Source organism: Geomonas agri (assembly GCF_020179605.1).
GTDB classification, from domain to species: Bacteria; Desulfobacterota; Desulfuromonadia; order Geobacterales; family Geobacteraceae; genus Geomonas; species Geomonas agri.
The window spans coordinates 2,254,635-2,279,252 of record NZ_JAINZO010000001.1 but is presented as its reverse complement, the minus strand read 5'-3'; the positions used below and the strand labels follow the sequence as shown (position 1 = coordinate 2,279,252).

The following is a 24,618-nucleotide window of genomic DNA, read 5'->3' as shown; positions in this document are numbered from 1 at the left end:
GGGAGAGGGGATGGACGGACGTATCTGGCGAAAGATCACGCCCAACAGCAAAAGAAAAGAGGTTACCTATGCAATCCTATGCATTCATCTTCCCGGGGCAGGGTTCCCAGCACGCCGGGATGGGGAAGGATCTGGCGGATAACTTCAAGACCGCCAAGGTCGCCTTCGAGGAGGCCGACGACGCGCTCGGCTTCTCCCTTTCCAAGCTCTGCTTCGAAGGGCCTGAGGAGGACCTGAAACTCACCGCGAACACCCAGCCGGCCATCTTGGCCGCCAGTGTCGCGGCATTCAGGGTGCTTAAAGAAGAGTCCCCGCTGGTGCCGTCCTTCGTTGCCGGCCACTCGCTGGGCGAGTACTCGGCACTGGTCGCCGCAGGCGCTCTTAACTTTGCCGATGCGCTCAGGACCGTGCGTGCCCGCGGCAGCTACATGCAGGACGCGGTACCGGTTGGGGTAGGGGCGATGGCCGCCATCCTCGGCGCCGAGGCCGACGTGCTCAGGGAAATCTGCGCTGAGGCTGCGCAGGGTGAAGTGGTCTCCCCGGCCAACTTCAATTCCCCGGGCCAGATCGTTGTCGCCGGTCACGCCGGCGCTGTGAACCGCGCCATCGAGATCGCCAAGGCCAAGGGCTTCAGGAAGGCAATGCTCCTTCCGGTCTCCGCCCCCTTCCATTGTGCGCTGATGAAGCCGGCCGCAGAGAGACTGGCCCAGACCCTCGAGGCGGTGCAGGTGAACGCGCTGACCGCCCCGGTGGTGACTAATGTCGAGGCGAAACCAAACTCCGACGCGGCCCGCGTCAAGCCGCTCCTCGTGGAGCAGGTTTGCGCACCGGTCCTGTGGGAGCAGATCATCCAGAACATCGTCGCCGCCGGCGTCACCAACTTCATCGAGATCGGCCCGGGGAAGGTGCTGGCCGGCCTGGTAAAGAGGATCGACAAGGAAGCGGCCTGCGTCAACGTGCAGGACGCGGCAGGCGTAAAAGCAATCACGGAGGTGGCGTAATGAGCCTGAACGGACAGGTAGCAGTCGTCACCGGTGCCTCCCGCGGTATCGGCCGGGCCATCGCCCTCAAACTCGCCGCACAGGGCGCTGCCGTGGTGGTGACTGCCACCAGCGAGCAGGGCGCCGCCAAGACCGCCGACGAGATCGTCGCCGCGGGTGGCAAGGCCCTCGCGGTGAAGGTCGACGTCTCGGTAGTCGCCGAGGTGGAGAGCCTCTTCAAACAGTCGGTGGAGGCCTTCGGTAAGGTCGATATCCTGGTCAACAACGCCGGCATCACCAAGGACGGCCTGCTCCTCAGGATGAAGGAAGAGGACTGGGACGCGGTTCTCGACGTGAACCTGAAAGGTTGCTTCAACTGCACCCGCGAGGCCGCAAAGCTCATGTCCAAGGCGCGCTTCGGCAGGATCGTCAACGTCTCCTCCGTCGTAGGCGAGATGGGCAACCCGGGCCAGGCCAACTACTGCGCCTCCAAGGCCGGCATGATCGGCCTCACCAAGTCGGTGGCAAAGGAACTCGCCAGGAGAAACGTCACCGTCAACGCGGTTACCCCGGGTTTCATTGAAACCGACATGACCTCGGAACTCTCCGAGAAGACCAGGGAAGCGCTCCAGGAGCAGATTCCCATGGGCCGCCTGGGCAGCGCGGATGACATAGCGGGGGCGGTCCTGTTCCTCGTTTCGGACGCCGCGGCATACATCACCGGCCATGTTCTCTCGGTTAACGGCGGCATGTACATGTGAGTCAGGTAACGGCGTTGTTTTTACTTTCAGCGCCAAAAATACCTTTTGCAAATTGTGCGATTCATGCTATGAAATAGCAGTCTTGGGCACAACAAATCTAAAAACGTCTAACGTTACAATCAAATGGAGGTAATTGAATGGCTTCGATCGAGAAACGCATTAAAGAGATAGTCGCTGAGCAGCTTGGTGTTGACGAGGCTCAGGTGACCAACGAGTCCTCCTTCATGGACGACCTGGGCGCCGACTCCCTGGATACCGTGGAACTGGTTATGGCCCTTGAGGAAGAGTTCGAAATCGAGATCTCCGACGAGGACGCCGAGAAGATCCAGTCGGTACAGGACGCAATCGACTACATCACTGATCACACCTAGTAGAGAGGGGGGAGTTATGCTTCCCCTTTTTCATGCCGCCTTCGGGCGGCCATGAGTCAACAGTACCTAAGGAGAGTTCAGAGTATGAGAAGAGTTGTTGTCACGGGGGTAGGCGTGGTCTCCCCGCTGGGGACCGGTAACGGCAAGAACTGGGACGCATTGGTGTCCGGCACGTCCGGCATCGCGCCCATCACCCGTTTCGATGCCTCCGACCTGCCGGTGAAGATCGCTGGCGAGGTTAAGGACTTCGTTGCCGAGGATTTCATCGACAAGAAAGAGATCAAGAAGATGGATCTCTTCATCCAGTACGCGCTGGCCGCGGCACATTTCGCCATGGAAGACTCCGGTCTGCAGATCACCGAGGAGAACGCCGAGCGCGTTGGCGTCCTCGTGGGTGCCGGCCTGGGTGGCTTGCCCGCCATTGAGCGTTACCACTCCGCGCTACTGGAGGGGGGGTACAAGAAGGTCTCCCCGTTCTTCATCCCGATGCTGATCATCAACCTGGCTCCGGGGCACATCTCCATCAAGTACGGCGCTAAAGGCCCCAACGTCTCCTCCGTCTCCGCCTGCGCAACCGGCACGCACTCCATCGGGGACGCCTACCACATGATCCAGCGCGGCGATGCCGACGCCATGATCGCGGGCGGCACCGAATCCACCGTGACCCCGCTTGGTATCGGCGGCTTCTCCGTCATGAAGGCGCTTTCCACCAATAACGAGAACCCCGCCGCGGCTTCCCGTCCGTTCGACATGGGCAGGGATGGCTTCGTTCTCTCCGAGGGTGCCGGCATCGTGGTGCTCGAGGAGTACGAGGCTGCCAAGGCGCGCGGCGCCAAGATCTACGGTGAAGTCGTGGGCTACGGTCTGTCCGGCGACGCCTACCACCTGACCTCTCCCGCCCCGGGTGGCGAGGGTGCGGCACGCTGCATGAAGATGGCACTGCGCACCGCGGGCATCAACCCGGAGCAGGTCGACTACATCAACGCCCACGGCACCTCGACTCCGTTCGGTGACGTCGGCGAGACCACCGCGATCAAGACCGTCTTCGGCGATCACGCCTACAAGCTGATGGTTTCCTCGACCAAGTCGATGACCGGCCACCTGCTTGGCGCTGCTGGCGGCGTTGAGGCTGTCTTCTCGCTGATGGCGATGCAGAACTCGGTGGTGCCTCCGACTATCAACTACACCGATCCGGACCCCGAGTGCGATCTCGACTACGTGCCCAACACGGCGCGCGAGGCGAAGCTCGAGTACGCCATGAGTAACTCGTTCGGCTTCGGCGGCACCAACGCGTCGCTGCTCTTCAAGAGGGTCTAGGCATGATAGTCCTTGGTAGCGATCACGGTGGCCTCGAGCTGAAGAACGAGATCAAGAAACTGCTCGAGGAGCGCGGCCTTCCCTGCGAAGATCTCGGTACCCACAACGGCGATTCCGTCGACTACCCCGATTTCGGGATCGCGGTTTCGCGCCGTGTCTCCGAGGGGAGCGCCGAGAAGGGGATCCTGGTCTGCGGCACCGGCATCGGCATGTCCATCGTGGCCAACAAGTTCCCCGGCATCCGCGCGGCTCTCGCCACCGACGTCTTCATGGCGACCATGGCCAAGGAGCACAACAACGCCAACATCCTGGTGTTGGGCGGCCGCGTGCTGGAGACCGCGAAGGCGCGCGAGATGGTGGCAGCCTGGCTCGACACCGAGTTCGCCGGGGGCAGGCACCAGAAGCGGCTGGACAAGATCGCTGAAGTGGAGCGCGAGCTCAAGGGATGATGCATCACCCAAAAGCGAGCGGATCAGCTAAGCGGCACTGGTAAGGCAAACGATTCTAAAGCACAGAACGGGACTCCCAGAGTCCCGTTTTCTCATTTCAACAGCACTTTTTCACTAGGAGAGTCAGACATGTCAGTACTGGAAACATTCGACCCGGCAGTGGCGGAAGTCATCAGGCACGAGACTGAGCGCCAGGAGTTCAACCTCGAACTGATCGCATCGGAGAACTTCGTTTCCCCGGCGGTACTCGAGGCGCAGGGATCGGTCCTTACCAACAAGTACGCTGAAGGGTATCCCGGCAAGCGTTACTACGGTGGCTGCCACGAGGTGGACAAGGTCGAGAACCTGGCCATTGAGCGCGCCAAGGAACTGTTCGGCGCCGACCATGTCAACGTCCAGCCGCACTCCGGTTCCCAGGCCAACATGGCGGTCTACTTCTCCGTGCTGAAGCCGGGCGACACCGTGCTGGGCATGAACCTCGCCCACGGCGGTCACCTGACCCACGGCTCCCCGGTCAACTTCTCCGGCAAGCTCTTCAACATCGTTCCCTACGGCGTCTCCAAGGAGACCCAGACCATCGACTACGAGGAGTGCGAGCGTCTCGCCGTCGAGCACAAGCCGAAGATGATCGTGGTGGGCGCCTCCGCGTACCCGCGCATCATCGACTTCGAAGCCTTCCGTCGCATCGCCGACAAGGTGGGCGCGGTAGTCATGGTGGACATGGCCCACATCGCCGGCCTCGTTGCCGCCGGCCTGCACCCGAGCCCGGTCCCCTACGCCGAGTTCGTGACCACCACCACCCACAAGACCCTGCGCGGACCGCGCGGCGGCATGATCATGTGCCGCGAGGACTGGGCCAAGACCCTGAACTCCAACATTTTCCCGGGCATCCAGGGCGGCCCGCTGATGCACGTCATCGCGGCCAAGGCAGTTGCCTTCAAAGAGGCGCTCAGCCCCGAGTTCAAGCAGTACCAGCAGCAGATCGTGAAGAACGCCCAGGCGCTCGCCGCCGGCCTCACCAGCCGTGGCTTCAAACTCACCTCCGGCGGCACCGATAACCACCTGATGCTGGTCGACCTCTCCCAGACCGAACTGACCGGCAAGGTTGCCGAGGAAGCGCTCGACCGCGCTGGCATCACCGTGAACAAGAACGGTATCCCCTTCGACACCCGCTCGCCGTTCATCACCTCCGGTATCCGCATCGGCACCCCGGCGGCCACCAGCCACGGCCTGAAAGAGGCCGAGATGGAGCAGGTGGCAGGCTTCATCGCCGAGGTCCTGGGCAACGTCAATGACGAGGCCAAACTCGCTGCCGTTAAGACCCAGGTGAACGCGCTGATGAAGCGCTTCCCGATGTACGCCGACCGCCTCAAGTAAGAAGCGGCCGCTCCTGCAGTAAAGAAAAGGGGACGATTTTATCGTCCCCTTTTTTGTTAATTGCGGTTTTGTTGGAGTTCGTGTAATTCCTTGGTATCTAATTGGGGGATTCATCACATGTTCTTCAGCTACCACGAGCCGCTCTTTCGCCCGCCGTCCGAGGCGGCGAGCCTCATCTTCCAGATCACCATCGGCTGCTCCCAGAACCGGTGCAAATTCTGCGGCATGTACAAGATGAAGCAGTTCCGGGTTCGATCGCTGGACGATATCTTCACTGAGATCAGGTCCATCCCGCCGCGCTACCGTCCCGGTGTCCGGCGCGTCTTTCTCGCTGATGGCGATGCCTTGATCTATCCGCAGGAGGGGCTGGAGCGGATACTTGATGAACTGAACGAGGTGTTCCCGGCGCTGACCCGGGTGGGTGCCTATGCCTCGCCCAACAGCCTCAACCTAAAGAGCGAGCAGGATCTCGCCTCCCTGCGGGCCAGGAAACTGCGAATCCTCTACTACGGGCTGGAAAGCGGCGATGCGGAAACCCTGCACCTAATCGACAAGGGTTTCGGGCCGGACCAGATGCTCGAGCAGTGCCTCAAGGCCAAGGCCGCCGGCATGAAACTCTCCATCACCGCGATTCTCGGACTGGCGGGAAGAAAGCGCAGCGCCGAGCACGCCGCCGCCACCGCGGATTGGATCACGGCACTCTCGCCGGAATACTTCTCCCTGCTCACCATGTTCCAGCGCCACAACGACGATTTCCTGAAGCTGATCGAGCCGCTGAGCCACGGGGAGATTCTGCTGGAGACCCGCGCCATGCTGGAGCGGCTGGCGCCGCAGGGCACCATCCTCCGCTCCAACCACGTCTCCAATTTTCTCAGTCTGGCTGGGAGCTACCCCAAGGACCGGCAGCGTCTCATCGATACCGTGGACGCCGCCCTTGTGGATGCAAAAAGGGACCCCCGCTGGTATGCGGAGATCCCTTCGTATCACGAGGAATACTACTAGGCGCTATCTCGCCACGCCGCACAGCCTCAGTTCGCTCTCCAGCTTCTCCCGGGAGATGCCAAGCACGCGGCAGGCCTTCTCGCGGTCGCTTTGGTAACGCTCCATCACCATCAGCAGCAGTGCCTTCTTCAGCGAGGCCGAGAGCTTGTCCATGACGCCCTGCCCCTGGGTTGCTGCCAAGGTCGAAACTAGTGGCTCCAGGTTCTTCTGGAACAGTTTGGCGCTCTCATTCACGGTATGACCCACCGGTTCGCTCCGCTTGAGCCGCACCACGTTCCCCACGCACTGGTCCATGTTGTCCTGGACGAAGCGCAGCGTGTCCCAGTGACTGTCCACGGTCATGAAGCGCAGGTCGTCCGGGGTTCCTTCCGGCGCTCCCTTCTTCCTCAGGCGTACTTCCATGATGGTATAACCGAAAGAGCCAGACCTTTCATTGGTGCTGCGATCTCTATATGCCATGATGTCCTCCCGGTAGTAATGCCGTTTTCTCCTGCTTCTTCAACTGGCGTACCAAAAGTGGCTCCACGGGTCTCTGGGTTCTAACACGCTGAATTTTTGTTGTAATTTGTCGTTGCTGCGCCTCTTTTTCACGTGTTTGGAAATCGCTCATCTGTGCGAAACCTGCACAAGGGCTCCGATGCCTTTAAAAATAATCTTTTAATTCAGATGGTTAAGCGCGTTGCCAACTCTGAACAGCAGGAGGGGAATGCACAGGTGCCATTGTGCAACCCTTGCCATCTGCTATAACGTGTGTTGTTTTTAATCGTTTGGTGATGGCGCTCACAGCCAGGAAGCAGGGAGGTGATCCCTGGAGAGACCTCTAATGGTGCCGCTGGCCGCGTTGATCACGGGTCTGGCCACCACGCACCTGTTTGATACCTTCCCCCCGACCTGGTCCCTGCCTGCGTTGCTTAGCGTGACTCTGGCCGCGTCCTTCCTCCGCTCGCGATCCCCTTTCTTGATAGCTTTGGCCCTGCTCTTTTTCGTATGGGGGCAACTGTCGCTGCAGCCGTTCCTGAGGTCGCTGCCCGGTCTGGAGCGTTTCGCCTCGGACCGACCGTTAATTATCGAAGGGGTCGTGGACGCCCGGCCGGAACCCGGCTCCACAGGGGGGAGCAGGGTATATGTGCAGGTTGAACGGGTGCAAGCGGACGGTCGCGAGCAGAGGGTATCGGGGCGGCTACTGGTTTACGTGAAAGAGGGGCGCCCCGCGTTGCACATAGGCGACAGGATAAAATTCGCATCACGGATCAGGGTGCCGCGCAACCTGGGGCTGCCCGGCGAATCCGACTGGGTGCGCAGGCTGGCCTACCAGCAGGTGCACGTGACCGGCTTCGTGCTGACCACCGATGACCTGGTGCTTCTACGTGCGGGGGAGGGGGGGCTGCACAACATCGACCTCTTGGCGGAAAGGCTGGCAACCTTCATCACCAAAATTGAGCCCGGGGCTGAGGGGGGCGTGTTGAAGGCGCTGCTCCTTGGGGATCGGAGCGATGTGCCGGAGCAGTTGCAGGAGGCGTTCGCTCGCAGCGGGGTAAACCACATCCTTTCCATCTCCGGCTTCCACGTCGGTATCGTGTTCCTTTCCCTGTGCCAGTTGCTCTATTACCTGTTGCGGCGCTCCGAGTGGCTTGCCCTGCACCTCAAGTTGAGACCGCTGGTCATGCTGGCCTCTTTGCCCATGGTGATCTTTTACCTGTTCCTGTCCGGTCAGGCGCCCGCCACCCTACGCAGCGTGCTGATGATTTGCGTCGTCGTGACTGCGCTGCAAATGAAAAGGGAAATTGATCCTGTTCACACCATCATGCTCGCTGCCTGCGCCATCCTGTTCGCCGCACCGCAACTGGCATTCGACGTCTCGTTCCAGCTCTCGTTTTTTGCCATTTGGGGACTCTCTGTGCTGACGCCGACGTTCCCGGCATCACCCGAGAGGGTTCGGAGAGCGTTGCGCTGGATGCTGCTACTTTTCATTGCTTCCGCGGCGGCTATTCTCGCCACCTCCGTTCATGTCGCCTACTACTTCCAGCGGATTTCGCTGGTGGGGCTGATCGCCAACCTTCTGGTGGTGCCGCTGATGGGCTACGGCGCCGTTGTCCTCGGCTTCAGCTCCCTCGTCCTGGGTTCTCTTTGGGAAGCGCCTGCCGCAGTGCTGCTGCACATCGCCGCGACGCTGGTGCGCTGGTCGGATCGGGTGGTGGAGTTGCTGTCCCGGGTCCCGGTCTTTACCGGTTACGTCCCGGACCGCCTGGACCTCTTGCTGGCATGTCTGGTGCTTTGCGCCATCACTTTTTTCACGTCGAGAGGGTGGCGTTACCCGACTGTCATCGCGCTAGTTGCCGCTCTCGTGGTGCGGGCCGTGCCGGGTGCCCAAGCTACCGATGGAACCCTACGGCTGTACTTCCTGAGCGTGGGGCAGGGGGATGCCACGCTGGTGCGCCTGCCTGACGGGAAATGGATGCTGGTCGACGGCGGCGGCAACGCCACCGACGCCGATACCAAAGTAGGGTCTCGCTTGTTGCTCCCTGCCCTGCGGGCCCTATCGGTGCGACGCATCGATTACCTGGTGTTGTCGCACGGGCATCCTGATCATCTGCAGGGGGTGCAGTACCTCGCCGCAAACTTCGACGTGGGGCGGTTCCTCGTTGACAGGCAAACCATCGATGCCTCGGAGTCGCAGCAATTGAAATGGATTCTGGCCTCACGGGAGGTTCCGGTGCAGGAGGTCGGTGCGGGGCTGGCTCCTTTGCTGGTGGGGGGCGTTCTGCTTGAGTTTTTATGGCCGGGCGGCGAGGGGGAGTCGCAGGCGGATGCAAATGCATCTTCTTTGGTATTCAGACTTGTCTACGGTAGGAGCTCGGTTTTATTTACCGGTGACATCGGCACACCGGAGGAGCGGGAACTTCTTGACCGGGGAGCCGTGCAACGGTGCAACCTCTTGAAGGTCGCCCATCACGGCAGCAGGTATTCTTCCTGCGACTCTTTCGTAGCAGCGGTGCACCCGGCGGCCGCGGTCATTTCCGCAGGGTACCGCAACGCCTTCCATCTCCCCGCCGCCGACACGCTGGTCAGACTGCAGCGCCACGGCGTCAGGACCTACCGGACCGACCTCGAAGGCACCATCGAGGCCGTCTGCAATGCGGATGGTGAGGTAATATTATCGGCTCTTTGGGGGCATTTTAATTGACACTTAAGAGTCCTATCTGCTAGTTTATGCTGGCATTGCCCCCTGTAATATCCGGCCATCCAGGAGATTCTTTGCATGGAAAGGATTCTTTTAGTCGAAGACGACAGCTTTTTCCGAGAGGTTTACACCGACCTGCTCAAGGGAGATGGCTATAGCGTCGAAGTGGCCGCTTCCGGAGAGGATGCGCTGGAAATGATCGGTAGGGGAGGGTACCACCTCGTCGTCACTGACTTGGTGATGCGCGACGTGTCAGGTCTCGACCTCCTTTCGGAGGTGAAGAGGCTTGATCCTGCCACCGCGGTGATCATGGTCACCGGACACGCAAACGTGGAGACCGCCATTTACGCCCTCAAAAATGGCGCCACGGACTATCTCATCAAGCCAATCAACCCGGACGAGTTCCGTCACATCGTTGCCCATTGCATGGAGCAGCGCAGGCTCCTCGACGAGAACCTGGAGCTGAAGGGATTGGTCAACCTGTTCCAGGTGAGCCAGAACATCGCCAACTGCCTGGAGCTCGAGCGCATCTACTCGATGCTCACCGATGCCCTCGTAAAGGAAGTCGGCGTGACCCGGGCACTCGGTTACTTCATGGACAACGGGCAGCTCACGCTGCGCGAGTTGAAGGGAATCGAGGAGTTGAACGCGCACCTGCTGGGCCAGGCCGTAATCAGCGAGTGCGACCTGCGCGATGACGGCAGCGCCAACTTGATGCTCCTGAGGCACTTCCTCCCCGAGGACGCCGAATACGGTAGCGAAGTAGCGGAGGCCATGTGCCTTTACCTGCGGCAGAGATCCGAGCTGCAGGGAGTGATCATCCTGTTTAACGACCCCGGTGTGCTGCTGCCCAGGGACATAAACCGCAAACACATCTCCTTCCTGCTCGACCAGGGGTCGCTGGCCCTGGACAACGCCGCCCGTTACAACATCGCCAAAGATCTCCTTTACATAGACGAGCTAACCGGCCTGTACAACTACCGCTACCTGGACGTGGTGCTGGAGCGGGAACTTAAGCGCTGCGAGCGATACGGTTCCAACCTGGGCATCCTTTTCCTCGACATCGACCTGTTCAAGTCGGTGAACGACAACTTCGGACACCTGATCGGCAGTCGCGTGCTGCGCGAGGTAGGCTCCCTGGTGAGAAAAAGCGTGCGCGACGTCGATGCGGTGATCCGTTACGGCGGTGACGAGTACACCATAGTCCTGGTGGAAACCGGGATGGACGGGGCGGCCATAGTCGCCGAGCGTATCCGGAGGACCATCGAGGCGCATACTTTCGCCAAGGCCGATGGTCTCGCCATCAAGCTCACCGTGAGCCTTGGCTACGCCTGCGCCCCCGATGACGCCACCACCAAGGCGGAACTGCTGGAAATGGCGGATCAGGCCATGTACCGCGGCAAGAGCGCCGGCAAGAACAGGGCGTTTCATGCCGACAGGCTGATGACTCCGCCCTGACGCTGGCAAGGGATCACAGCATGTTGCAGCGGACCGGACAGTAGTCTACGCCGGTTTTTTTGTTTTTAAACGCAAAGGCGCGGAGGCGCAAAGAGCACGTCCAGAACCTGCAGGTTTTGCTCTACCCGCTTTAGATTTTCTTAGCGCTTGGCGTCTTTGCGTTAGAGATCCAGCTTTTTGGTTTTATTTCGTGAGTGAGGAGAGGGATTAACCGTGGCAATCACCGGCATTAAAGGTTTCAACGATATCCTCCCAGGCGAGGTCGAGAAGTGGCAGCACATCGAGGCCACGGCGCGCCGGGTTTTCGAACTTTACGGGCTTTCGGAGATCAGGATCCCGATCCTGGAAAAAACCGAGCTCTTCTGCCGCTCCATCGGCGACGCTACCGACATCGTGGAAAAGGAGATGTACTCCTTCGAAGACAAGGGGGGCAACAAGGTCACCATGCGCCCTGAGGGAACCGCGTCAGTGATGCGTGCCTACGTCGAGCACAAGATGCACGCCCTGGACCCGGTGGCGCGCCTGTACTACATGGGGCCGATGTTCCGCTACGAGCGCCCGCAGAAGGGGCGTTACCGCCAGTTCCACCAGATCGGCGCTGAGATCACCGGAGTTGCGGCCCCTACGGTCGATGCCCAGGTGCTCACCATGCTGACCCATTTCTTCCAGGAACTGGGGCTCACCGAACCGTCTCTGCAGATCAACTCGCTGGGCTGCCCCTGCTGCCGTCCCGCTTACCGCGAGGCTCTCAAGAAGTTCCTGCTGGACCGCATCGACAAGCTCTGTGACGACTGCAAGCGCCGTTACGACACCAACCCGCTGCGCGCGCTGGACTGCAAGTCGACCGGCTGCCAGGAAGCGACCCAGGGTGCGCCCTCCATGCTCGATCACCTCTGCGACGAGTGCAGCGACCACTTTGACAAGACCAGGAAGCATCTGGAACTGGTCGGCACCCCTTACAGCATCAATCAGCGCATGGTGCGCGGGCTTGACTACTACACCCGGACCACCTTCGAGATGGTGACCACCATGCTGGGCGCGCAGAGCGCCGTCGCCGCCGGCGGCCGTTACGATGGACTCATCTCGTCGATCGGCGGTCCGCAGATTCCCGGCATCGGTTTCGCCATGGGCGTCGAGCGCGTTGCGCTGCTTCTGGCTGAGAAGGACTTCTCCCGCCGTCCGGATCTTTTCATTGCCGCTCTCGGCGATGAGGCGCATCCGGAAGCCTTCCGCCTGATGAGTGCCCTGCAGCGTCTGGGCTTTGCCGTGGAAATCGACTATGAAGGCAAGAGCCTGAAGAGCCAGATGCGTCGCGCCGACAAGTTCAACTCCCGCTTCACCCTGATCATTGGTGGCGACGAGTTGGCCCGTGGCACCGCGCCCTTGAAGAACATGGACGGCGGCAGCCAGGTTGAGGTCACCCTCGATGCGGTCAGCATCCAAGCTGCCATGACCGGCGGGGCCTAGCAACTCCTAGGGCCACAGAGCCCGTCCCCTATTTCCCTGGTCTAGTAGTCCCCTCACCTGGAGGGGGAGGGGGAGGGTTAGGGAGGGGGAACCTGTACTTGGACGCATTTCCCCCCTCCCGACCTGGGGGAGGAGCAATGCATACGTCTTTCGTATAAAAACAAGAAAAGAAAAGGGGACAGGCTACTTTTCAGAATAAAGTGGCCTGTCCCCTTTTTATGTGTCGCGTGTGCCACTTACGGCAGTTCGAAAAGCAGCAGCTCGCTTGCTTCCTTCCCGGTCAGTCGCAGCAGATCTTCGCCACTGATTGCCGCTCCGTCACCTGCCTCCAAAAGATGACCATTGACGAGCACCTTGCCGCGCGCAACCTGTACCCAGGAGTGCTGTCCCGCTGGGAGGCGATGCTCGATCTCCGCGCCTGGATCCAGGATCGTGGCGTACAGTCTTGCGTCCTGGTGGATGGTGACGGACCCGTCGCGCCCGTCCGGTGAGGCGATCAGCCGGAGGTTGCCCCGTTTGTCATCGTCCGAGAAGTATTTCTGCTCGTAGCTCGGCGTGATCCCGGTCCGCTCCGGCAGTATCCAGATCTGGAAAAAGTGCAGCGGTTCGTCCTTGCTCTGGTTGAACTCGCTGTGGGTTATACCGGTGCCGGCGCTCATGCGTTGTACGTCCCCGGGACGAATGACTGAGCCGGTCCCCATGCTGTCGCGGTGCGCCAATGCCCCTTCCAGCACGTAAGAGATGATTTCCATGTCCCGGTGCGGATGAGTGGGGAAACCGACGCCCGGCTTCACGCGGTCCTCGTTGATGACGCGCAGGTTCCTGAACCCCATGTGACGCGGATCGTAGTAATCGGCAAAGGAAAAGGTGTGGTAGGTGTTGAGCCAGCCGTGGTCGGCATGGCCCCTGTCGTTCGCTCTTCTGATGGTGATCATGGCATCCTCCTGCCTAAGTTTCACGAATCCTTGCAAAAGCTGATTCGTTTGACCTCTTATGATTTGATATTAAATTATATGTCTCCGCTTTGTCAACAGGATGTCTTACTTTGGCCTTTACATCGGCAGCCGCCTAGTGCTAAAACTTCCCTTATTTTTATTCATCATCAGCAACTGGAGCCCGCTGAGTCACGGCTCCTTTTGTCTTTTCAATTCAGTCGTTTGGTTATAGTTAGGGCCTTGGATTTATGGATTCACCTGCCAATTTCGTACATCTCCACCTGCACTCCCAGTACTCCCTGCTGGACGGCGCCATCCGCATAGGTGACCTGGTCAAGAAGGCCAAGGAATACCACATGCCCGCGGTGGCGGTTACCGACCACGGCAACATGTTCGGCTCGCTCGAATTCTACCTGAAGGCCCAGGACAAGGGGGTCAAGCCGATCCTCGGGTGCGAGGTCTACATCGCCCCCGGTTCCCGTCTCGACAAGAAGGCCCCCACCGCCGCAGATCCGGTCACCAGTTACCACCTCATCCTGCTGGCCGAGAACATGACCGGCTTCAAGAATCTCTGCTACCTCACTTCCGCCGGCTACAAGGACGGCTTCTACCGCCGCCCCCGTATCGACAAGGAGCTGCTGGAGAAACACCGGGAAGGTCTCATCTGTCTCTCCGCCTGCCTGCAGGGTGAGGTCGCTTACCTGGCCGGCAGGAACAAGATGGACGAGGCCAAGGCCGCCGCCATCTGGTACGCCGAGATGTTCCCGGACAGCTATTACCTGGAGATCCAGGAGAACGGGCTCCCGGAGCAGACCATCGCCAACCGGCGCGTGATGGAGATTGCGCGCGAGCTGAACCTGCCGCTGGTCGCCACCAACGACTGCCACTACCTCAACAAGGACGACGCCAAGGCGCACGAGATCCTGCTCTGCATCCAGACCGGCAAGACCATGAGCGACCCGAGCCGGATGCGCTTCTCCACCGAGGCCTTCTACGTGAAGAGCCCGGAGGAGATGGCGCGGGATTTCCACTACTGCCCGGAGGCGCTGGAAAACACAGTCAAGATCGCCGAGCGCTGCCACTACGAGTTCGACTTCAAGACCTACCACTTCCCCGCATACGAAGCGCCGCCGGGGGAAACCCTGGACCAGCAACTCGAGCGCGAGTCCATCGAAGGCCTCAAGCTGCGTCTCGAAAAGATCAAGATCAAGTACCCGAACCTGACCCCGGAGCAGGAGCAGGCCTACCACGACCGCCTGCGCATCGAGCTGGACTGCATCAGGCACATGGGCTTCCCGGGCTACTTCCTGATCGTCGCGGACTTCATCAACTGGGCCAAGGACCACGGCATCCCGGTCGGGCCTGGCAGGGGCTCGGCGGCCGGCTCGCTGGTCGCTTTCTGCATCAGGATCACCGACATCGACCCGATGCCGTACAACCTGCTGTTCGAGCGATTCCTCAACCCGGAACGTATCTCCATGCCGGATATCGACGTCGACTTCTGCCAGGACCGCCGCGAAGAGGTGATCCAGTACATGGTCGAGCGCTACGGCAGGGAGAAGGTGTGCCAGATCGCGGCCTTCGGTACCATGGCTGCCCGCGGCGTCATTCGCGACGTGGGGCGTGCCCTCGATCTCACCTTCGCCGACGTGGACAAGATCGCCAAACTGGTCCCGGAGGTTTTGGGCATCACGCTGGACAAGGCCATCGAGCAGGAACCCAAGATCAAGGAGCTGATGGCGGCCGACCCGAAGGTGAACGAGGTCATGACGGTCGCCTTGCGCCTGGAGGGTCTTGCCCGCCACATCTCGACCCACGCGGCCGGCCTCGTGGTTGCGCCCCGGCAGATGGAGGACTTCTGCCCGGTCTACAAGGACCAGAAGACCGGCTCGCTGACCACCCAGTACTCGATGAAGTACGTGGAGAAGGTCGGCCTGGTGAAGTTCGACTTCCTCGGCCTCAAGAACCTCACGGTCATCGACAACGCCTGCAAGCACATCCGTAACGGCAAGGATCCCAACTTCGACATCACCCTGCTGACGGACGACGATCCCGAGACCTACAAGCTGCTGCAGGCCGGCAACACCACCGGCGTCTTCCAGCTCGAGTCCAGCGGCATGAAGGAGCTCCTGGTCAAGCTGAAGCCTTCCTGCTTCGAGGACATCATCGCGGTCTGCGCCCTGTACCGTCCTGGCCCGCTCGGTTCGGGCATGGTGGACGACTTCATCGAGCGTAAGCACGGCCGCAAGCAGACCGTCTACGACCTGCCGCAGCTCGAGCCGGTCCTCAAGGACACCTACGGCGTCATCGTCTACCAGGAACAGGTCATGCAGATCTCCCGTTCCCTGGCTGGCTACTCGCTGGGCGGCGCGGACCTCCTGCGCCGCGCCATGGGTAAGAAAGATGCCGAGCAGATGGCCAAGGAGCGCCTGAAGTTCATGGAGGGGTCCGAGAAGCTGGGCCTCGATTCCAAGAAGTGCGCCGCCATCTTCGACCTCATGGCCAAGTTTGCCGAGTACGGTTTCAACAAGTCGCACTCCGCGGCCTACGCCCTGGTCGCCTACCAGACCGCGTACCTGAAGGCCCACTACCCGGTGGAGTTCATGGCCGCCCTCCTCACCGAGGACATGAGCAACACCGACAAGGTGATCAAGAGCATCGGCGATTGCCGCGAGATGGGCATCGAGGTGCTGCCGCCCGACATCAACGAGTCGCTGCGCTCCTTCCGCGTTCTGGATACTGCCATGCGCTTCGGCCTGGGTGCGGTCAAGAACGTAGGAGAGGGGGCCATCGAGGCCATCTTGGAGGCGCGCGGCAATGAGCCCTTCAAGGACATCTTTGACTTCTGCGAGCGGGTCGATCTGCGCCGCTGCAACAAGAGGGTCATCGAGGCGCTCATCAAAAGCGGCGCCTTCGACTGCACCAAGGCCAGGCGTGCGCAGCTTATGGCCGCCTTGGATGACGCCGTCGCGCAAGGCCAGCGCGTGCAACAGGAGCGCGAGAGCGCCCAGGTGTCGCTCTTCGGCATGGCCGAGATACAGCGTGGGTCCAACGGCGGCGGCAGCCGGCTCCCCGATATCCCGGAGTGGGACGAGAAGTACCGGCTCGGCTGCGAGAAGGAGGCCATCGGCTTCTTCATCACCGGCCACCCGCTGGACCGCTACGTGGCCGACATGCGCCGCTTCTCCAACGTGGACTGTTTCTCCATCAACGAGGCGAAGGACAAAAGCGAGGTGAAGATCTGCGGCGTCCCGGCGAGTCTCAAGGAGATCATGACCAAGAAGGGCGACCGGATGGGCTTTATCACCCTGGAGGACTTGGTCGGCTCGCTGGAGGTGGTCGTCTTCTCCGACGTCTACGCGCGCTGCTCCGAGTTCCTCAAAGGGGACGACCCGGTGCACGTCACCGGCACCGTCGAGCAGGGCGAGAAGGGGGCCAAGATCATGGCCAGCGACATCGTGCTCCTGCGCGACCTGGTGGAGCGCGAGACGCGCAGGGTGAACTTCACCATCGACGCCAAGGAAGCCGATCCCGGCAAGCTCAAGACACTCAAAGAGATCATCTCGCGCTACCAGGGGATCTGTCGCAGCTTCCTGCATCTCGACATAGAGAACAGTTCGCGCGTCACCATCCGTCTTTCCGACGTATACAAAGTGGCGGCCAGTGAAGAATTAACAGTGGAAGTGAGTAACCTCTTCGGCTATAATGCCGTGTCCTTCGAGTAGCCTCAGGACGGTTGTGGTTATTTTTATTTGAAAGCAAGGAGATAGAGATATATGGCATTGCAGCAGAGCTATCTTGATTTTGAGAAGCCGCTGGCGGAGCTGGATAAAAAGATCCAGGAACTGCTCGCATTTTCCACCCAGGGGGTCGATCTCTCCGCCGAGGTCGCCAAACTCGAGGTGAAAGCCGAGAAGATGCGCGAAGAGATGTTCGCCAACCTTTCACGCTGGCAGACGGCCCAAGTGGCCCGCCATATCAACCGTCCTTTCACCCTCGACTACCTGAGCCTCATCTTCACCGAGTTCGTGGAACTGCACGGTGACCGCAACTTCGGCGACGACCACGCCATCGTGGGCGGCCTGGCCAAGCTGGACGGCGAGCCGGTCATGGTGATCGGCCACCAGAAAGGGCGCGACACCAAGGAGAAGGTGTTCCGCAACTTCGGCATGCCCAACCCGGAAGGGTACCGGAAGGCGCTGCGCCTGATGGAGATGGCCGAGCGCTTCAAGCTTCCCATCATCACCTTCGTCGATACCCCGGGTGCCTTCCCCGGCATAGGCGCCGAGGAGCGTGGCCAGGCTGAGGCGATTGCCAGGAACCTGAGGGAGATGTCCCGCCTCACCGTGCCTATCATCGTTGTCATCACGGGCGAGGGTGGCTCCGGCGGTGCGCTTGCCATTGCGGTCGGCGACCGGATCCTCATGCTGCAGCACTCCGTGTACGCCGTCATCTCTCCGGAAGGGTGCGCAGCGATTCTGTGGTCCGACGGGACCAAGGGAGCGCAGGCCGCCGAGGCCCTGAAGCTCACCGCCAAGGACATCAAGGACCTCGACGTCATCGACGAGATCGTCCCCGAACCCGCTGGCGGCGCTCACCGCGACCACGAGGCAATGGCCAAGAATCTGCACGAGGCGCTCTCCAGGAACCTGAAGGAACTGAAGGCGGTACCGGCAGAAGAGCTGATCGAGCAGCGGTATCAGAAGTTTAGAAAAATGAGCCGCTTCGCTGAGTAAAAACGAAGAAGCTTGAAAAAATGAGAAGGGGGCATGGCTTACAAGCCATGCCCCCTTCTCGTTGTACAACAGGAATCAGTTGGAGTCGGCATATCGTAGATCAGACATGGTGGCTGATTCGCTATGTGTGGCACGTGGACAGACGAATGCAGCTTACCCTAAGACCAAGGACGCTGCATGCAGCAGGATGCCGATCATGCCACCGACCAGGGTGCCGTTCATCCTGATGAACTGAAGATCGGAACCAATGCTGAGCTCGATCTCGTTGATGAATTCCTCGTTCTCCCACTCCTTCACCGTCCCTGAAATGTGCTTGGCCAGGCCGCTCCTCAGGTCGCCGGCGTACCTTCTCACCACGGCTTCCAGATGCTCGTTGATGGAATCTCCCAGCTCGCCGCTCCGGGAGAGGGTATCGCCCAGTGCCACGGCGGCGTCGGCAATCTTTCGCTGGATGCTCGAGTCGTCACGACCCAGATCCTGCACCATCCAACTCTTCAGGTCGCTGACCAAGCCCTTGGCGTAGTCGGAAAGCTGGTGGTTGCTGACCAGTTCCTGCTTCAGTTCCGCCACCCTGGCCCGCATCCCCTCGTCCTCTTTGAGTTTCAGGATAAAATCCCCCACGACCCGGTCGAATTCCAGGCGCAGCTCGTGGCTTGGGTCGGCGTTGACCGCGTCGAGGAACCCGCTCACCTTCGTGACGATTTTTTCACCTGCGTTACGGGAAAACTGGGGACGATTCGGGATGAACTTGCTCAACAGGGGATACTCGGTCTCCACCCAGGTGTCGAGCGCCACCGCTACCTTTTCCTGCGACTGCGGTGTCGCTAGCCATCCGCCGAGGCGCTTCAATAACTCGTCCAGCACCACCTGGTGTCTGTTTTCCTTCCTCAGGCTTTCCAGGAGGTTGCCTGCGGAGGTTGCAGCGTCGAAGCGGTCGATGCGATCTCCCAGCGCGGCGCTCACCACCTTGCTGACCCGCTCGTCCTCGAGGAAGTCGATGGATTCGGAGATGAGGCGGGTTATCCCTCTCGCCAGTCCTTCGGCATTGTCGCGGGAGAGCAGGTAGTTGCACAGGTGCCGGGCGGGGTCGAACTTGCGCATCCGCTCCACCAGGACCTCGGTGGCAAGAAACTTCTCCTGGATGAAGCGCCCCATGTTGTCCGCGATGCTCTCCTTCTTTTCCGCGACGATGGCGGTGTGCGGGATGGGGAGCCCCAGCGGGTGCCGGAACAGGGCGACCACCGCGAACCAGTCGGCGAGAGCGCCCACCATGGCGGCCTCAGCGAAGGCGGCTACCCAGCCCCAGGCGCCGGTGCCGTGGTTGAGTCGGGCCACTATGAAAAGCAGGGCGGCGCCGACCAACAGGGCGCCGGCAATGGTCTTGTTCTTGGTAAGTGCTGCTTGTCTGGTATCCATCTGCTGCTACTCCTTGTTTCCTTGCGTGTCTGTTGCCATAGACGGCGGCCCACCTTTTTATCAGGTTGCCGGAAACAAGGCAATAACCAGAATAACACTGCTCTATAAGGTGATGCCTCCGGCTGGTCCGCTAACCGTGACATGGTCGGATACCTCGGGAGGGTGCGACCTCACCGTAACCCCTCCCGTGCTGAGAAGCTCCACGCCGGTGCGCGGCTTGCTGTTCCGGGGCATGGCAGTGTCAAAGGATGTAGCAGTCGTGGTGCGGGGCGCCTGGTTTGGAACCAACCAGGGGTATTAAAGAATGATTGAAAATCTAAAATAACTGATTGGTTGTGGAGAGGGGGAGCCTGGTAAGGATTGCCGGAGTCGGGTAAAAGCTTGCGGTTGCTACAGCAGCATGTTATGACTAGCTTCGTTAAGAATCCGGGACAACCGGGCAAGGAGAATAGATGCAGGAACGTTTGCAGAAGATACTTTCACAGGCAGGAATCGCCTCGAGGCGTGAGTCTGAAACCATCATAGCTGCGGGGCGGGTCGCCGTGAACGGCGTCGTGGTCACCGAACTGGGTACCAAGGCCGACCCGGACACCGACACCATCACCGTGGACGACAAGCCGATCACAGTTGCCGAGAAGCGCGTCTACTTGCTTCTTTACAAGCCGGTCGGCTACATGACCACGATGAAGGACCCAGAGGGACGGCCCATCGTTTCGGACCTTTTGAAGGGGGTCAAGGAGCGCGTCTACCCGGTTGGACGCCTGGACTACAACACCGAGGGACTGCTGCTTCTGACCAACGACGGGACGTTCGCCAACATGCTGATGCACCCCAGTCACGAGGTCGACAAGGGGTACCTGGTGCGGGTGAGCGGCCACGTGTCGCCGGCTCAGATCCAGAAGCTGGCCGAAGGGGTGAAGCTTGAGGACGGCATGACCGCACCTGCCAAGGTGCTCCCGGTGAGCGAAAGCGACAACAACTCCTGGATCTCGATCACCATCCACGAAGGCCGTTACCGGCAAGTGCGGCGCATGTGCGAGGCGGTGGGGCTGAACGTCGTGCGTCTGAAGAGATCGCGCTACGACTTCCTGGAGATCGGTGAGATGAAGCCGGGCGAGTTCAGGCACCTCACTGCGGAAGAGGTGTCCAAACTTAAGCGCAAGACGGTGCCCAGCGGCACCGGGCGCGGACCCAGGAAAACCGGAGTCGTGGCAAGGAGAAAGGTCGCACCGCGCAGGTGAGGTTTGACCTATGCCGGCAGTGATAACAAGAAAAGCCGCCCGAGGGCGGCTTTTTTCATAGATATATTAAAAACTGCACGCACAGGTGGGACTCAGGCCGATGCCGGAGCACTCCCCTCGGCATCGCCATCGGCGGGTTCAGGGAACCCGGAGCCGTCCCACTGGAAGCAGACAGGTATCATCACATTTGGGGTCAAGCGCTCATCTGTTGCTTCTGCTTCGGCGCGCGCGGCACCTTCGCGGGCTTTTTTTCAGCACCACCTTTGGCCGCTAACTTCGCCGCCCGTACGGCGCGCGCCTTGGCCAGATTGTCCGCCAGTCCCTTTTCCTGCGCCATCCGTCTGCGCGCCTCGGAGAAGTTCTTTGCGGTCAGGGCCTGGTTGCTGGGAATACCGAACTGCTTGCGGTACTCGCCGGGCTTGATGCCATGAACCTGCGCCAGGTGGCGTGCCAGCGTTTTCATCCCACTTTTGCCGCAGAGCATGCAGCTAATCTGGTCAGGCTGGAAGGCCTTCTTCAGGGGAACGGCAGGGCCCTTGCCTTCGCCCCTTTCCACCCCCTCGCCGGTCTCCACTTCGAGCTTCTGCAGGGCGCCATGCACCTTCTGCAGTTCAAGAAGCAAATCATCGCCTGACATCTCTGTAACCGAGGCATGTGAAGAGACAATGGTTGCTGTCAATTCGAGCAGTGATGATGCCATCGTTTCGCTCCTCCTTTTAGAGTTTTAGGGTGCGCAAATGAGACGCTTATTATTAAACTATACAAAGGTTTAAAAGCAAGTGATAAATCACTTGTGTAAACAAAAAAAGTTGACTGACTTCACAAAATTCTGCTAGTTTTCCAGCGCTGATTGCTTGGCCTGAGCAGGCCACGAGACAATGAGGGGACTTAAGGCATGCCGAGAATTGTAATAGACGAAATGCGCTGCAAGGGTTGCGGTATCTGCACCATTGCTTGCCCAAAGAAGCTGATCAGGCTGTGCGAAAAGGTCAATATCCAGGGATATGCACCGGCGGAGGCTCCCAATCAGGAGCAGTGCACCGGGTGCGCTCTCTGCGCCGAAATCTGTCCTGATGTTGCCATAACTGTCTTCAAGTAATTCAAACACTGAAAATGTGTTCCCTGCTTATTGATCGACCCGGCCCGGCGCAGGCCCGGACGGCGTCGACAGCCCGAGGCGTGCCTCGGCAGGCAGGATCTGTGGGAGGGTCAATTGTCTAAACGGCTTTTTGTCAAGGGGAACGAGGCCGCCGCCATGGGCGCGGTCGAAGCCGGTTGCCGCTACTACTTCGGTTATCCCATCACCCCGCAAAGCGATATTCCGGAATACCTTTCGCGCGAACTCCCCCCACTGAACGGCGAGTTCATCCAGGCCGAAAGCGAGATCGGGGCAATCAACATGCTCCTGGGCGCCTCCGCTACCGGCGTGCGCGCCATGACCTCCTCCTCGAGTCCCGGCATCTCCTTGAAGCAGGAGGGGATCTCCTACATGGCCGGAGCTGAGCTTCCCGGCGTCATCATCAACATCTCCCGTTCCGGCCCAGGACTTGGCGGCATCGACGCCTCCCAGTCGGACTACTTCCAGTGCGTGAAAGGTGGCGGCCACGGCGGCTACCACATTCCGGTGCTTGCTCCCAACTCCGTCCAGGAGATGTACGACCTCACCATGCACGCTTTCGACCTGGCCGACCTGTACCGTACCCCGGTCATGCTCCTCGGCGATTCCGTTATCGGGCAGATGAAGGAGGCGCTCATTCCCAACCCGCGCCCGGTGCGCGAGCTCCCGGCCAAGGGGTGGGCGGTGCGCGGCAAGAGCGGCGCGGAGCAGCGCGTCGTCAAGTCCCTGTTCCTGGGCGACGGCGAGCTGGAGGCCCACAACTGGCACCTGCACGCCAAGTACCAGGTGATGAAAGAGAAGGAGTGCATGTCCGAGGAGTACGAGACGGCCGATGCCCGCTTGATCGTCGCCGGTTTCGGCTCCGTGTCCCGCATTGCCCACACCGCCGTCACCATGGCGCGGGCCGAGGGGATGAAGGTGGGGCTGTTCCGTCCCGTCACCCTGTTCCCGTTCCCCGAGCAGGCGCTGGCGCAGACCGCGGCTAGGGCCGGCAAGGTGCTGGTGGTGGAACTCAACACCGGACAGATGGTCGAGGACGTCCGTCTCAGCGTAGGCGCCGCCGCGCAGGTCTCCTTCTATGGCAGGCCGCCGGGAGCCGGCTCCCTTCCGTCACCGGAGGAGCTGCTCGAAGTGATCAGGAAGAACTACGACGAGACGGCACGCTAGGCCGGGAAAGGGGTTGATCGATATGCAACAGGTTTTTAAAAGACCGCAGAGTTTGAAGGACGTGCAGACCCATTTCTGCCCCGGCTGCCACCACGGCACCATCCACCGCCTGGTGGCTGACGCCATGGACCTCTATGGGGTGCAGGACCGCACCATCGGTGTCGCGTCGGTGGGGTGCTCCGTCTTCCTGTACGGCTATTTCGATATCGACGTCGTCGAGGCTCCCCACGGCAGGGCACCGGCGGTCGCCACCGGCGTCAAGCGCGCCAGGCCGGACAGCTTCGTCTTCACCTACCAGGGGGACGGCGACCTGGCCGCCATCGGCACCGCTGAGATCATCCACGCCGCCAACCGCGGCGAGGACATCACCGTTGTCTTCGTTAACAACACCACCTACGGCATGACCGGCGGCCAGATGGCCCCGACCACCCTGGTGGGACAGAAGACCTCCACTTCCCCCTACGGCCGCGACAAGTCGAAGGACGGCTCTCCCATCAAGATGGCGGAGCTGATGGCGCAGTTGGGCGGCGTCGCCTACTCCGCGCGGGTAGCCGTGGACTCGCCCAAGCACGTTCTGGAGGCCAAGAAGGTGATGCGCGAGGCCTTCGGGTATCAGGCACAGGGCAAAGGGTTCTCCTTTGTTGAGGTACTGTCCGCCTGTCCCACCAACTGGGGCATGAACCCGCTGAAGGCCAATGCGCGGATCGGCGAGGAGATGATCCCCTACTTCCCGCTGGGCGTGTTCAAGAAGGAAGAGGCGTAGGGCAGCTAACTTAGAACGTAGAACATAGAACCTGTAAATGGTTCTGATGTTCTGGAGGGACGCGGATGCGTAAAGATGTCTTGATAGCGGGGTTCGGCGGCCAGGGGGTACTTCTGGCGGGCAACCTGCTCTCCTATGCAGCTATAGATGAAGGGAAGAACGTCAGCTACTTTCCCGCCTACGGGGTCGAGAAGCGCGGCGGTTCCGCCACCTGCACGGTCGTGATCGCTGACGGCGCGGTCGGCTCTCCGGTGGTCGGGCAGCCCTCGGTGCTGGTGGTGCTGAACCAGGCCTCCCTGGAGCGCTTCGGTGCCCGGGTGCGCCCCGGCGGCGTCCTTATCGTCAACTCCTCGCTGGTCGACGTCTCTGGCCTGGGGCGGACTGACATAAAGGTCGTCCAGGTTGCCATGAACGACATCGCCACTGATCTGGGCGATCTGCGCATGGTGAACATGGTGGCGCTGGGTGCCTACGCCGCCCTCACCGACGCGGTAAAGCTCCCGTCCCTGGCCGCGGCGCTTTCCCAGGCGCTTCCTGAGCGCAACCACAAGTTCATCCCCGCCAACGTCAAGGCGATTGAAACCGGGGCCGAGGCTGCCAGGGCGAAAAAAGAAGCTTGACTTTGCCAACCGGGTTCTGGTATTAAACTTGTCTCTCGCGATGGGGTATCGCCAAGCGGTAAGGCAACGGACTCTGACTCCGTCATCCAAGGTTCGAATCCTTGTACCCCAGCCATATCAACCCCAGCTTCTTTGCAAGCTGCTACATAGTTAGGTCCCATCGTCTAGTGGTTAGGACACCGGCCTTTCACGTCGGTAACAGGGGTTCAAGTCCCCTTGGGATCACCACCTTAAAAACAGCGCCAGAAGCAGGGCGCTGT

At 60.6% G+C, this 24,618-nt stretch carries 21 protein-coding genes and 2 tRNA genes; 19 read left to right on the top strand and 4 right to left on the bottom strand.

What is annotated here, in order from left to right; all coding sequences use genetic code 11:
* Positions 1–68: 68 nt before the first annotated feature.
* From fabD to K7R21_RS09865, 7 genes are all read left to right on the top strand, one after another.
* Positions 69–1,001, top strand: coding sequence for an ACP S-malonyltransferase (gene fabD, locus K7R21_RS09895; RefSeq protein WP_224983088.1), 933 nt, complete (start codon positions 69–71; stop codon positions 999–1,001).
* A complete protein-coding gene (fabG, locus tag K7R21_RS09890) occupies positions 1,001–1,741 on the top strand; it encodes a 3-oxoacyl-[acyl-carrier-protein] reductase (protein ID WP_224983087.1) in 741 nt (246 codons plus the stop codon). Before fabD ends, fabG begins: the two co-directional genes overlap by 1 nt.
* A gap of 137 nt (positions 1,742–1,878) precedes the next feature.
* Positions 1,879–2,112, top strand: a complete 234-nt coding sequence (acpP, locus tag K7R21_RS09885; RefSeq protein WP_012531540.1) for an acyl carrier protein — start codon at positions 1,879–1,881, stop codon at positions 2,110–2,112.
* A gap of 84 nt (positions 2,113–2,196) precedes the next feature.
* Positions 2,197–3,429 (top strand): beta-ketoacyl-ACP synthase II, encoded by a 1,233-nt coding sequence (gene fabF, locus K7R21_RS09880; RefSeq protein ID WP_224983086.1) that lies wholly within the window; start codon positions 2,197–2,199, stop codon positions 3,427–3,429.
* Positions 3,430–3,431: 2 nt separating this feature from the next.
* Entirely contained in the window at positions 3,432–3,878 is a 447-nt protein-coding gene (gene rpiB / locus K7R21_RS09875; protein WP_224983085.1) for a ribose 5-phosphate isomerase B, read from the top strand.
* 129 nt (positions 3,879–4,007) lie between these two features.
* Positions 4,008–5,255 carry a serine hydroxymethyltransferase gene (glyA, locus tag K7R21_RS09870; RefSeq protein ID WP_224983084.1) on the top strand — a complete coding sequence of 416 codons (1,248 nt, stop codon included), beginning with the start codon at positions 4,008–4,010 and terminating at the stop codon, positions 5,253–5,255.
* 117 nt (positions 5,256–5,372) lie between these two features.
* Complete coding sequence (locus tag K7R21_RS09865; RefSeq protein ID WP_224983083.1) at positions 5,373–6,257, top strand: radical SAM protein; 885 nt, start codon at positions 5,373–5,375, stop codon at positions 6,255–6,257.
* 3 nt (positions 6,258–6,260) lie between these two features.
* Here K7R21_RS09865 and K7R21_RS09860 read toward each other — a convergent pair whose 3' ends face one another.
* Positions 6,261–6,716, bottom strand: a complete 456-nt coding sequence (locus tag K7R21_RS09860) for a hypothetical protein (RefSeq protein ID WP_224983082.1) — start codon at positions 6,714–6,716, stop codon at positions 6,261–6,263.
* 364 nt (positions 6,717–7,080) lie between these two features.
* Here K7R21_RS09860 and K7R21_RS09855 point away from each other — a divergent pair, with 364 nt between their 5' ends.
* The 3 genes from K7R21_RS09855 to hisS all read left to right on the top strand — a co-directional run bounded on the left by K7R21_RS09855 (position 7,081) and on the right by hisS (position 12,363).
* Positions 7,081–9,441: a DNA internalization-related competence protein ComEC/Rec2 gene (locus K7R21_RS09855; RefSeq protein WP_224983081.1), complete on the top strand. Its 2,361-nt coding sequence runs from the start codon at positions 7,081–7,083 to the stop codon at positions 9,439–9,441.
* 75 nt (positions 9,442–9,516) lie between these two features.
* Positions 9,517–10,896 (top strand): GGDEF domain-containing response regulator, encoded by a 1,380-nt coding sequence (locus K7R21_RS09850; protein ID WP_224983080.1) that lies wholly within the window; start codon positions 9,517–9,519, stop codon positions 10,894–10,896.
* A 213-nt stretch (positions 10,897–11,109) separates the two neighbouring features.
* A complete protein-coding gene (gene hisS, locus K7R21_RS09845; protein ID WP_224983079.1) occupies positions 11,110–12,363 on the top strand; it encodes a histidine--tRNA ligase in 1,254 nt (417 codons plus the stop codon).
* Between the two features lie 236 nt (positions 12,364–12,599).
* On the opposite strand, the gene K7R21_RS09840 is transcribed toward hisS, so the two are convergent.
* Positions 12,600–13,298, bottom strand: a complete 699-nt coding sequence (locus K7R21_RS09840; RefSeq protein ID WP_224983078.1) for a pirin family protein — start codon at positions 13,296–13,298, stop codon at positions 12,600–12,602.
* A gap of 248 nt (positions 13,299–13,546) precedes the next feature.
* Between K7R21_RS09840 and dnaE the strand changes: the two genes are divergently transcribed.
* Together dnaE and K7R21_RS09830 are read left to right on the top strand one after the other, a co-directional pair.
* Positions 13,547–17,023 carry a DNA polymerase III subunit alpha gene (dnaE, locus tag K7R21_RS09835; RefSeq protein ID WP_224983077.1) on the top strand — a complete coding sequence of 1,159 codons (3,477 nt, stop codon included), beginning with the start codon at positions 13,547–13,549 and terminating at the stop codon, positions 17,021–17,023.
* 51 nt (positions 17,024–17,074) lie between these two features.
* The gene (locus K7R21_RS09830) at positions 17,075–18,034 is read left to right on the top strand and encodes an acetyl-CoA carboxylase carboxyltransferase subunit alpha (protein WP_224983076.1); all 960 of its coding nucleotides are present in this window, start codon (positions 17,075–17,077) and stop codon (positions 18,032–18,034) included.
* Between the two features lie 153 nt (positions 18,035–18,187).
* On the opposite strand, the gene K7R21_RS09825 is transcribed toward K7R21_RS09830, so the two are convergent.
* Positions 18,188–19,450 (bottom strand): DUF445 domain-containing protein, encoded by a 1,263-nt coding sequence (locus K7R21_RS09825; protein ID WP_224983075.1) that lies wholly within the window; start codon positions 19,448–19,450, stop codon positions 18,188–18,190.
* A gap of 452 nt (positions 19,451–19,902) precedes the next feature.
* Between K7R21_RS09825 and K7R21_RS09820 the strand changes: the two genes are divergently transcribed.
* Entirely contained in the window at positions 19,903–20,691 is a 789-nt protein-coding gene (locus tag K7R21_RS09820) for a pseudouridine synthase (protein WP_224983074.1), read from the top strand.
* Between the two features lie 193 nt (positions 20,692–20,884).
* On the opposite strand, the gene K7R21_RS09815 is transcribed toward K7R21_RS09820, so the two are convergent.
* The gene (locus K7R21_RS09815) at positions 20,885–21,391 is read right to left on the bottom strand and encodes a MucR family transcriptional regulator (RefSeq protein ID WP_224983073.1); all 507 of its coding nucleotides are present in this window, start codon (positions 21,389–21,391) and stop codon (positions 20,885–20,887) included.
* A gap of 195 nt (positions 21,392–21,586) precedes the next feature.
* On the opposite strand from K7R21_RS09815, the gene K7R21_RS09810 reads away from it, so the two are divergent.
* The 6 genes from K7R21_RS09810 (at position 21,587) to K7R21_RS09785 (ending at position 24,586) form a co-directional block, all read left to right on the top strand.
* Positions 21,587–21,790: a 4Fe-4S binding protein gene (locus K7R21_RS09810; protein WP_224983072.1), complete on the top strand. Its 204-nt coding sequence runs from the start codon at positions 21,587–21,589 to the stop codon at positions 21,788–21,790.
* A 114-nt stretch (positions 21,791–21,904) separates the two neighbouring features.
* Positions 21,905–22,975, top strand: a complete 1,071-nt coding sequence (locus K7R21_RS09805) for a 3-methyl-2-oxobutanoate dehydrogenase subunit VorB (protein WP_224983071.1) — start codon at positions 21,905–21,907, stop codon at positions 22,973–22,975.
* 22 nt (positions 22,976–22,997) lie between these two features.
* Positions 22,998–23,738, top strand: a complete 741-nt coding sequence (locus K7R21_RS09800; RefSeq protein ID WP_199389179.1) for a thiamine pyrophosphate-dependent enzyme — start codon at positions 22,998–23,000, stop codon at positions 23,736–23,738.
* A gap of 65 nt (positions 23,739–23,803) precedes the next feature.
* The gene (locus tag K7R21_RS09795) at positions 23,804–24,358 is read left to right on the top strand and encodes a 2-oxoacid:acceptor oxidoreductase family protein (protein ID WP_224983070.1); all 555 of its coding nucleotides are present in this window, start codon (positions 23,804–23,806) and stop codon (positions 24,356–24,358) included.
* 41 nt (positions 24,359–24,399) lie between these two features.
* Positions 24,400–24,473 (top strand) — tRNA-Gln (locus K7R21_RS09790).
* A 38-nt stretch (positions 24,474–24,511) separates the two neighbouring features.
* Positions 24,512–24,586 (top strand) — tRNA-Glu (locus K7R21_RS09785).
* The last annotated feature ends 32 nt before the right edge of the window (positions 24,587–24,618 follow it).

Excerpts from the sequence above, each read along its gene's own strand:
- K7R21_RS09820 (WP_224983074.1), top strand. The coding sequence starts at position 19,903 with ATGCAGGAACGTTTGCAGAAGATACTTTCACAGGCAGGAATCGCCTCG.
- K7R21_RS09810 (WP_224983072.1), top strand. The coding sequence starts at position 21,587 with ATGCCGAGAATTGTAATAGACGAAATGCGCTGCAAGGGTTGCGGTATC.
- K7R21_RS09840 (WP_224983078.1), bottom strand. The coding sequence starts at position 13,298 with ATGATCACCATCAGAAGAGCGAACGACAGGGGCCATGCCGACCACGGC.
- glyA (WP_224983084.1), top strand. The coding sequence starts at position 4,008 with ATGTCAGTACTGGAAACATTCGACCCGGCAGTGGCGGAAGTCATCAGG.
- rpiB (WP_224983085.1), top strand. The coding sequence starts at position 3,432 with ATGATAGTCCTTGGTAGCGATCACGGTGGCCTCGAGCTGAAGAACGAG.
- fabD (WP_224983088.1), top strand. The coding sequence starts at position 69 with ATGCAATCCTATGCATTCATCTTCCCGGGGCAGGGTTCCCAGCACGCC.
- K7R21_RS09830 (WP_224983076.1), top strand. The coding sequence starts at position 17,075 with ATGGCATTGCAGCAGAGCTATCTTGATTTTGAGAAGCCGCTGGCGGAG.
- K7R21_RS09855 (WP_224983081.1), top strand. The coding sequence starts at position 7,081 with ATGGTGCCGCTGGCCGCGTTGATCACGGGTCTGGCCACCACGCACCTG.
- K7R21_RS09815 (WP_224983073.1), bottom strand. The coding sequence starts at position 21,391 with ATGGCATCATCACTGCTCGAATTGACAGCAACCATTGTCTCTTCACAT.
- K7R21_RS09865 (WP_224983083.1), top strand. The coding sequence starts at position 5,373 with ATGTTCTTCAGCTACCACGAGCCGCTCTTTCGCCCGCCGTCCGAGGCG.
- fabG (WP_224983087.1), top strand. The coding sequence starts at position 1,001 with ATGAGCCTGAACGGACAGGTAGCAGTCGTCACCGGTGCCTCCCGCGGT.
- fabF (WP_224983086.1), top strand. The coding sequence starts at position 2,197 with ATGAGAAGAGTTGTTGTCACGGGGGTAGGCGTGGTCTCCCCGCTGGGG.
- K7R21_RS09800 (WP_199389179.1), top strand. The coding sequence starts at position 22,998 with ATGCAACAGGTTTTTAAAAGACCGCAGAGTTTGAAGGACGTGCAGACC.
- dnaE (WP_224983077.1), top strand. The coding sequence starts at position 13,547 with ATGGATTCACCTGCCAATTTCGTACATCTCCACCTGCACTCCCAGTAC.
- acpP (WP_012531540.1), top strand. The coding sequence starts at position 1,879 with ATGGCTTCGATCGAGAAACGCATTAAAGAGATAGTCGCTGAGCAGCTT.
- K7R21_RS09850 (WP_224983080.1), top strand. The coding sequence starts at position 9,517 with ATGGAAAGGATTCTTTTAGTCGAAGACGACAGCTTTTTCCGAGAGGTT.
- K7R21_RS09860 (WP_224983082.1), bottom strand. The coding sequence starts at position 6,716 with ATGGCATATAGAGATCGCAGCACCAATGAAAGGTCTGGCTCTTTCGGT.
- K7R21_RS09825 (WP_224983075.1), bottom strand. The coding sequence starts at position 19,450 with ATGGATACCAGACAAGCAGCACTTACCAAGAACAAGACCATTGCCGGC.
- K7R21_RS09795 (WP_224983070.1), top strand. The coding sequence starts at position 23,804 with ATGCGTAAAGATGTCTTGATAGCGGGGTTCGGCGGCCAGGGGGTACTT.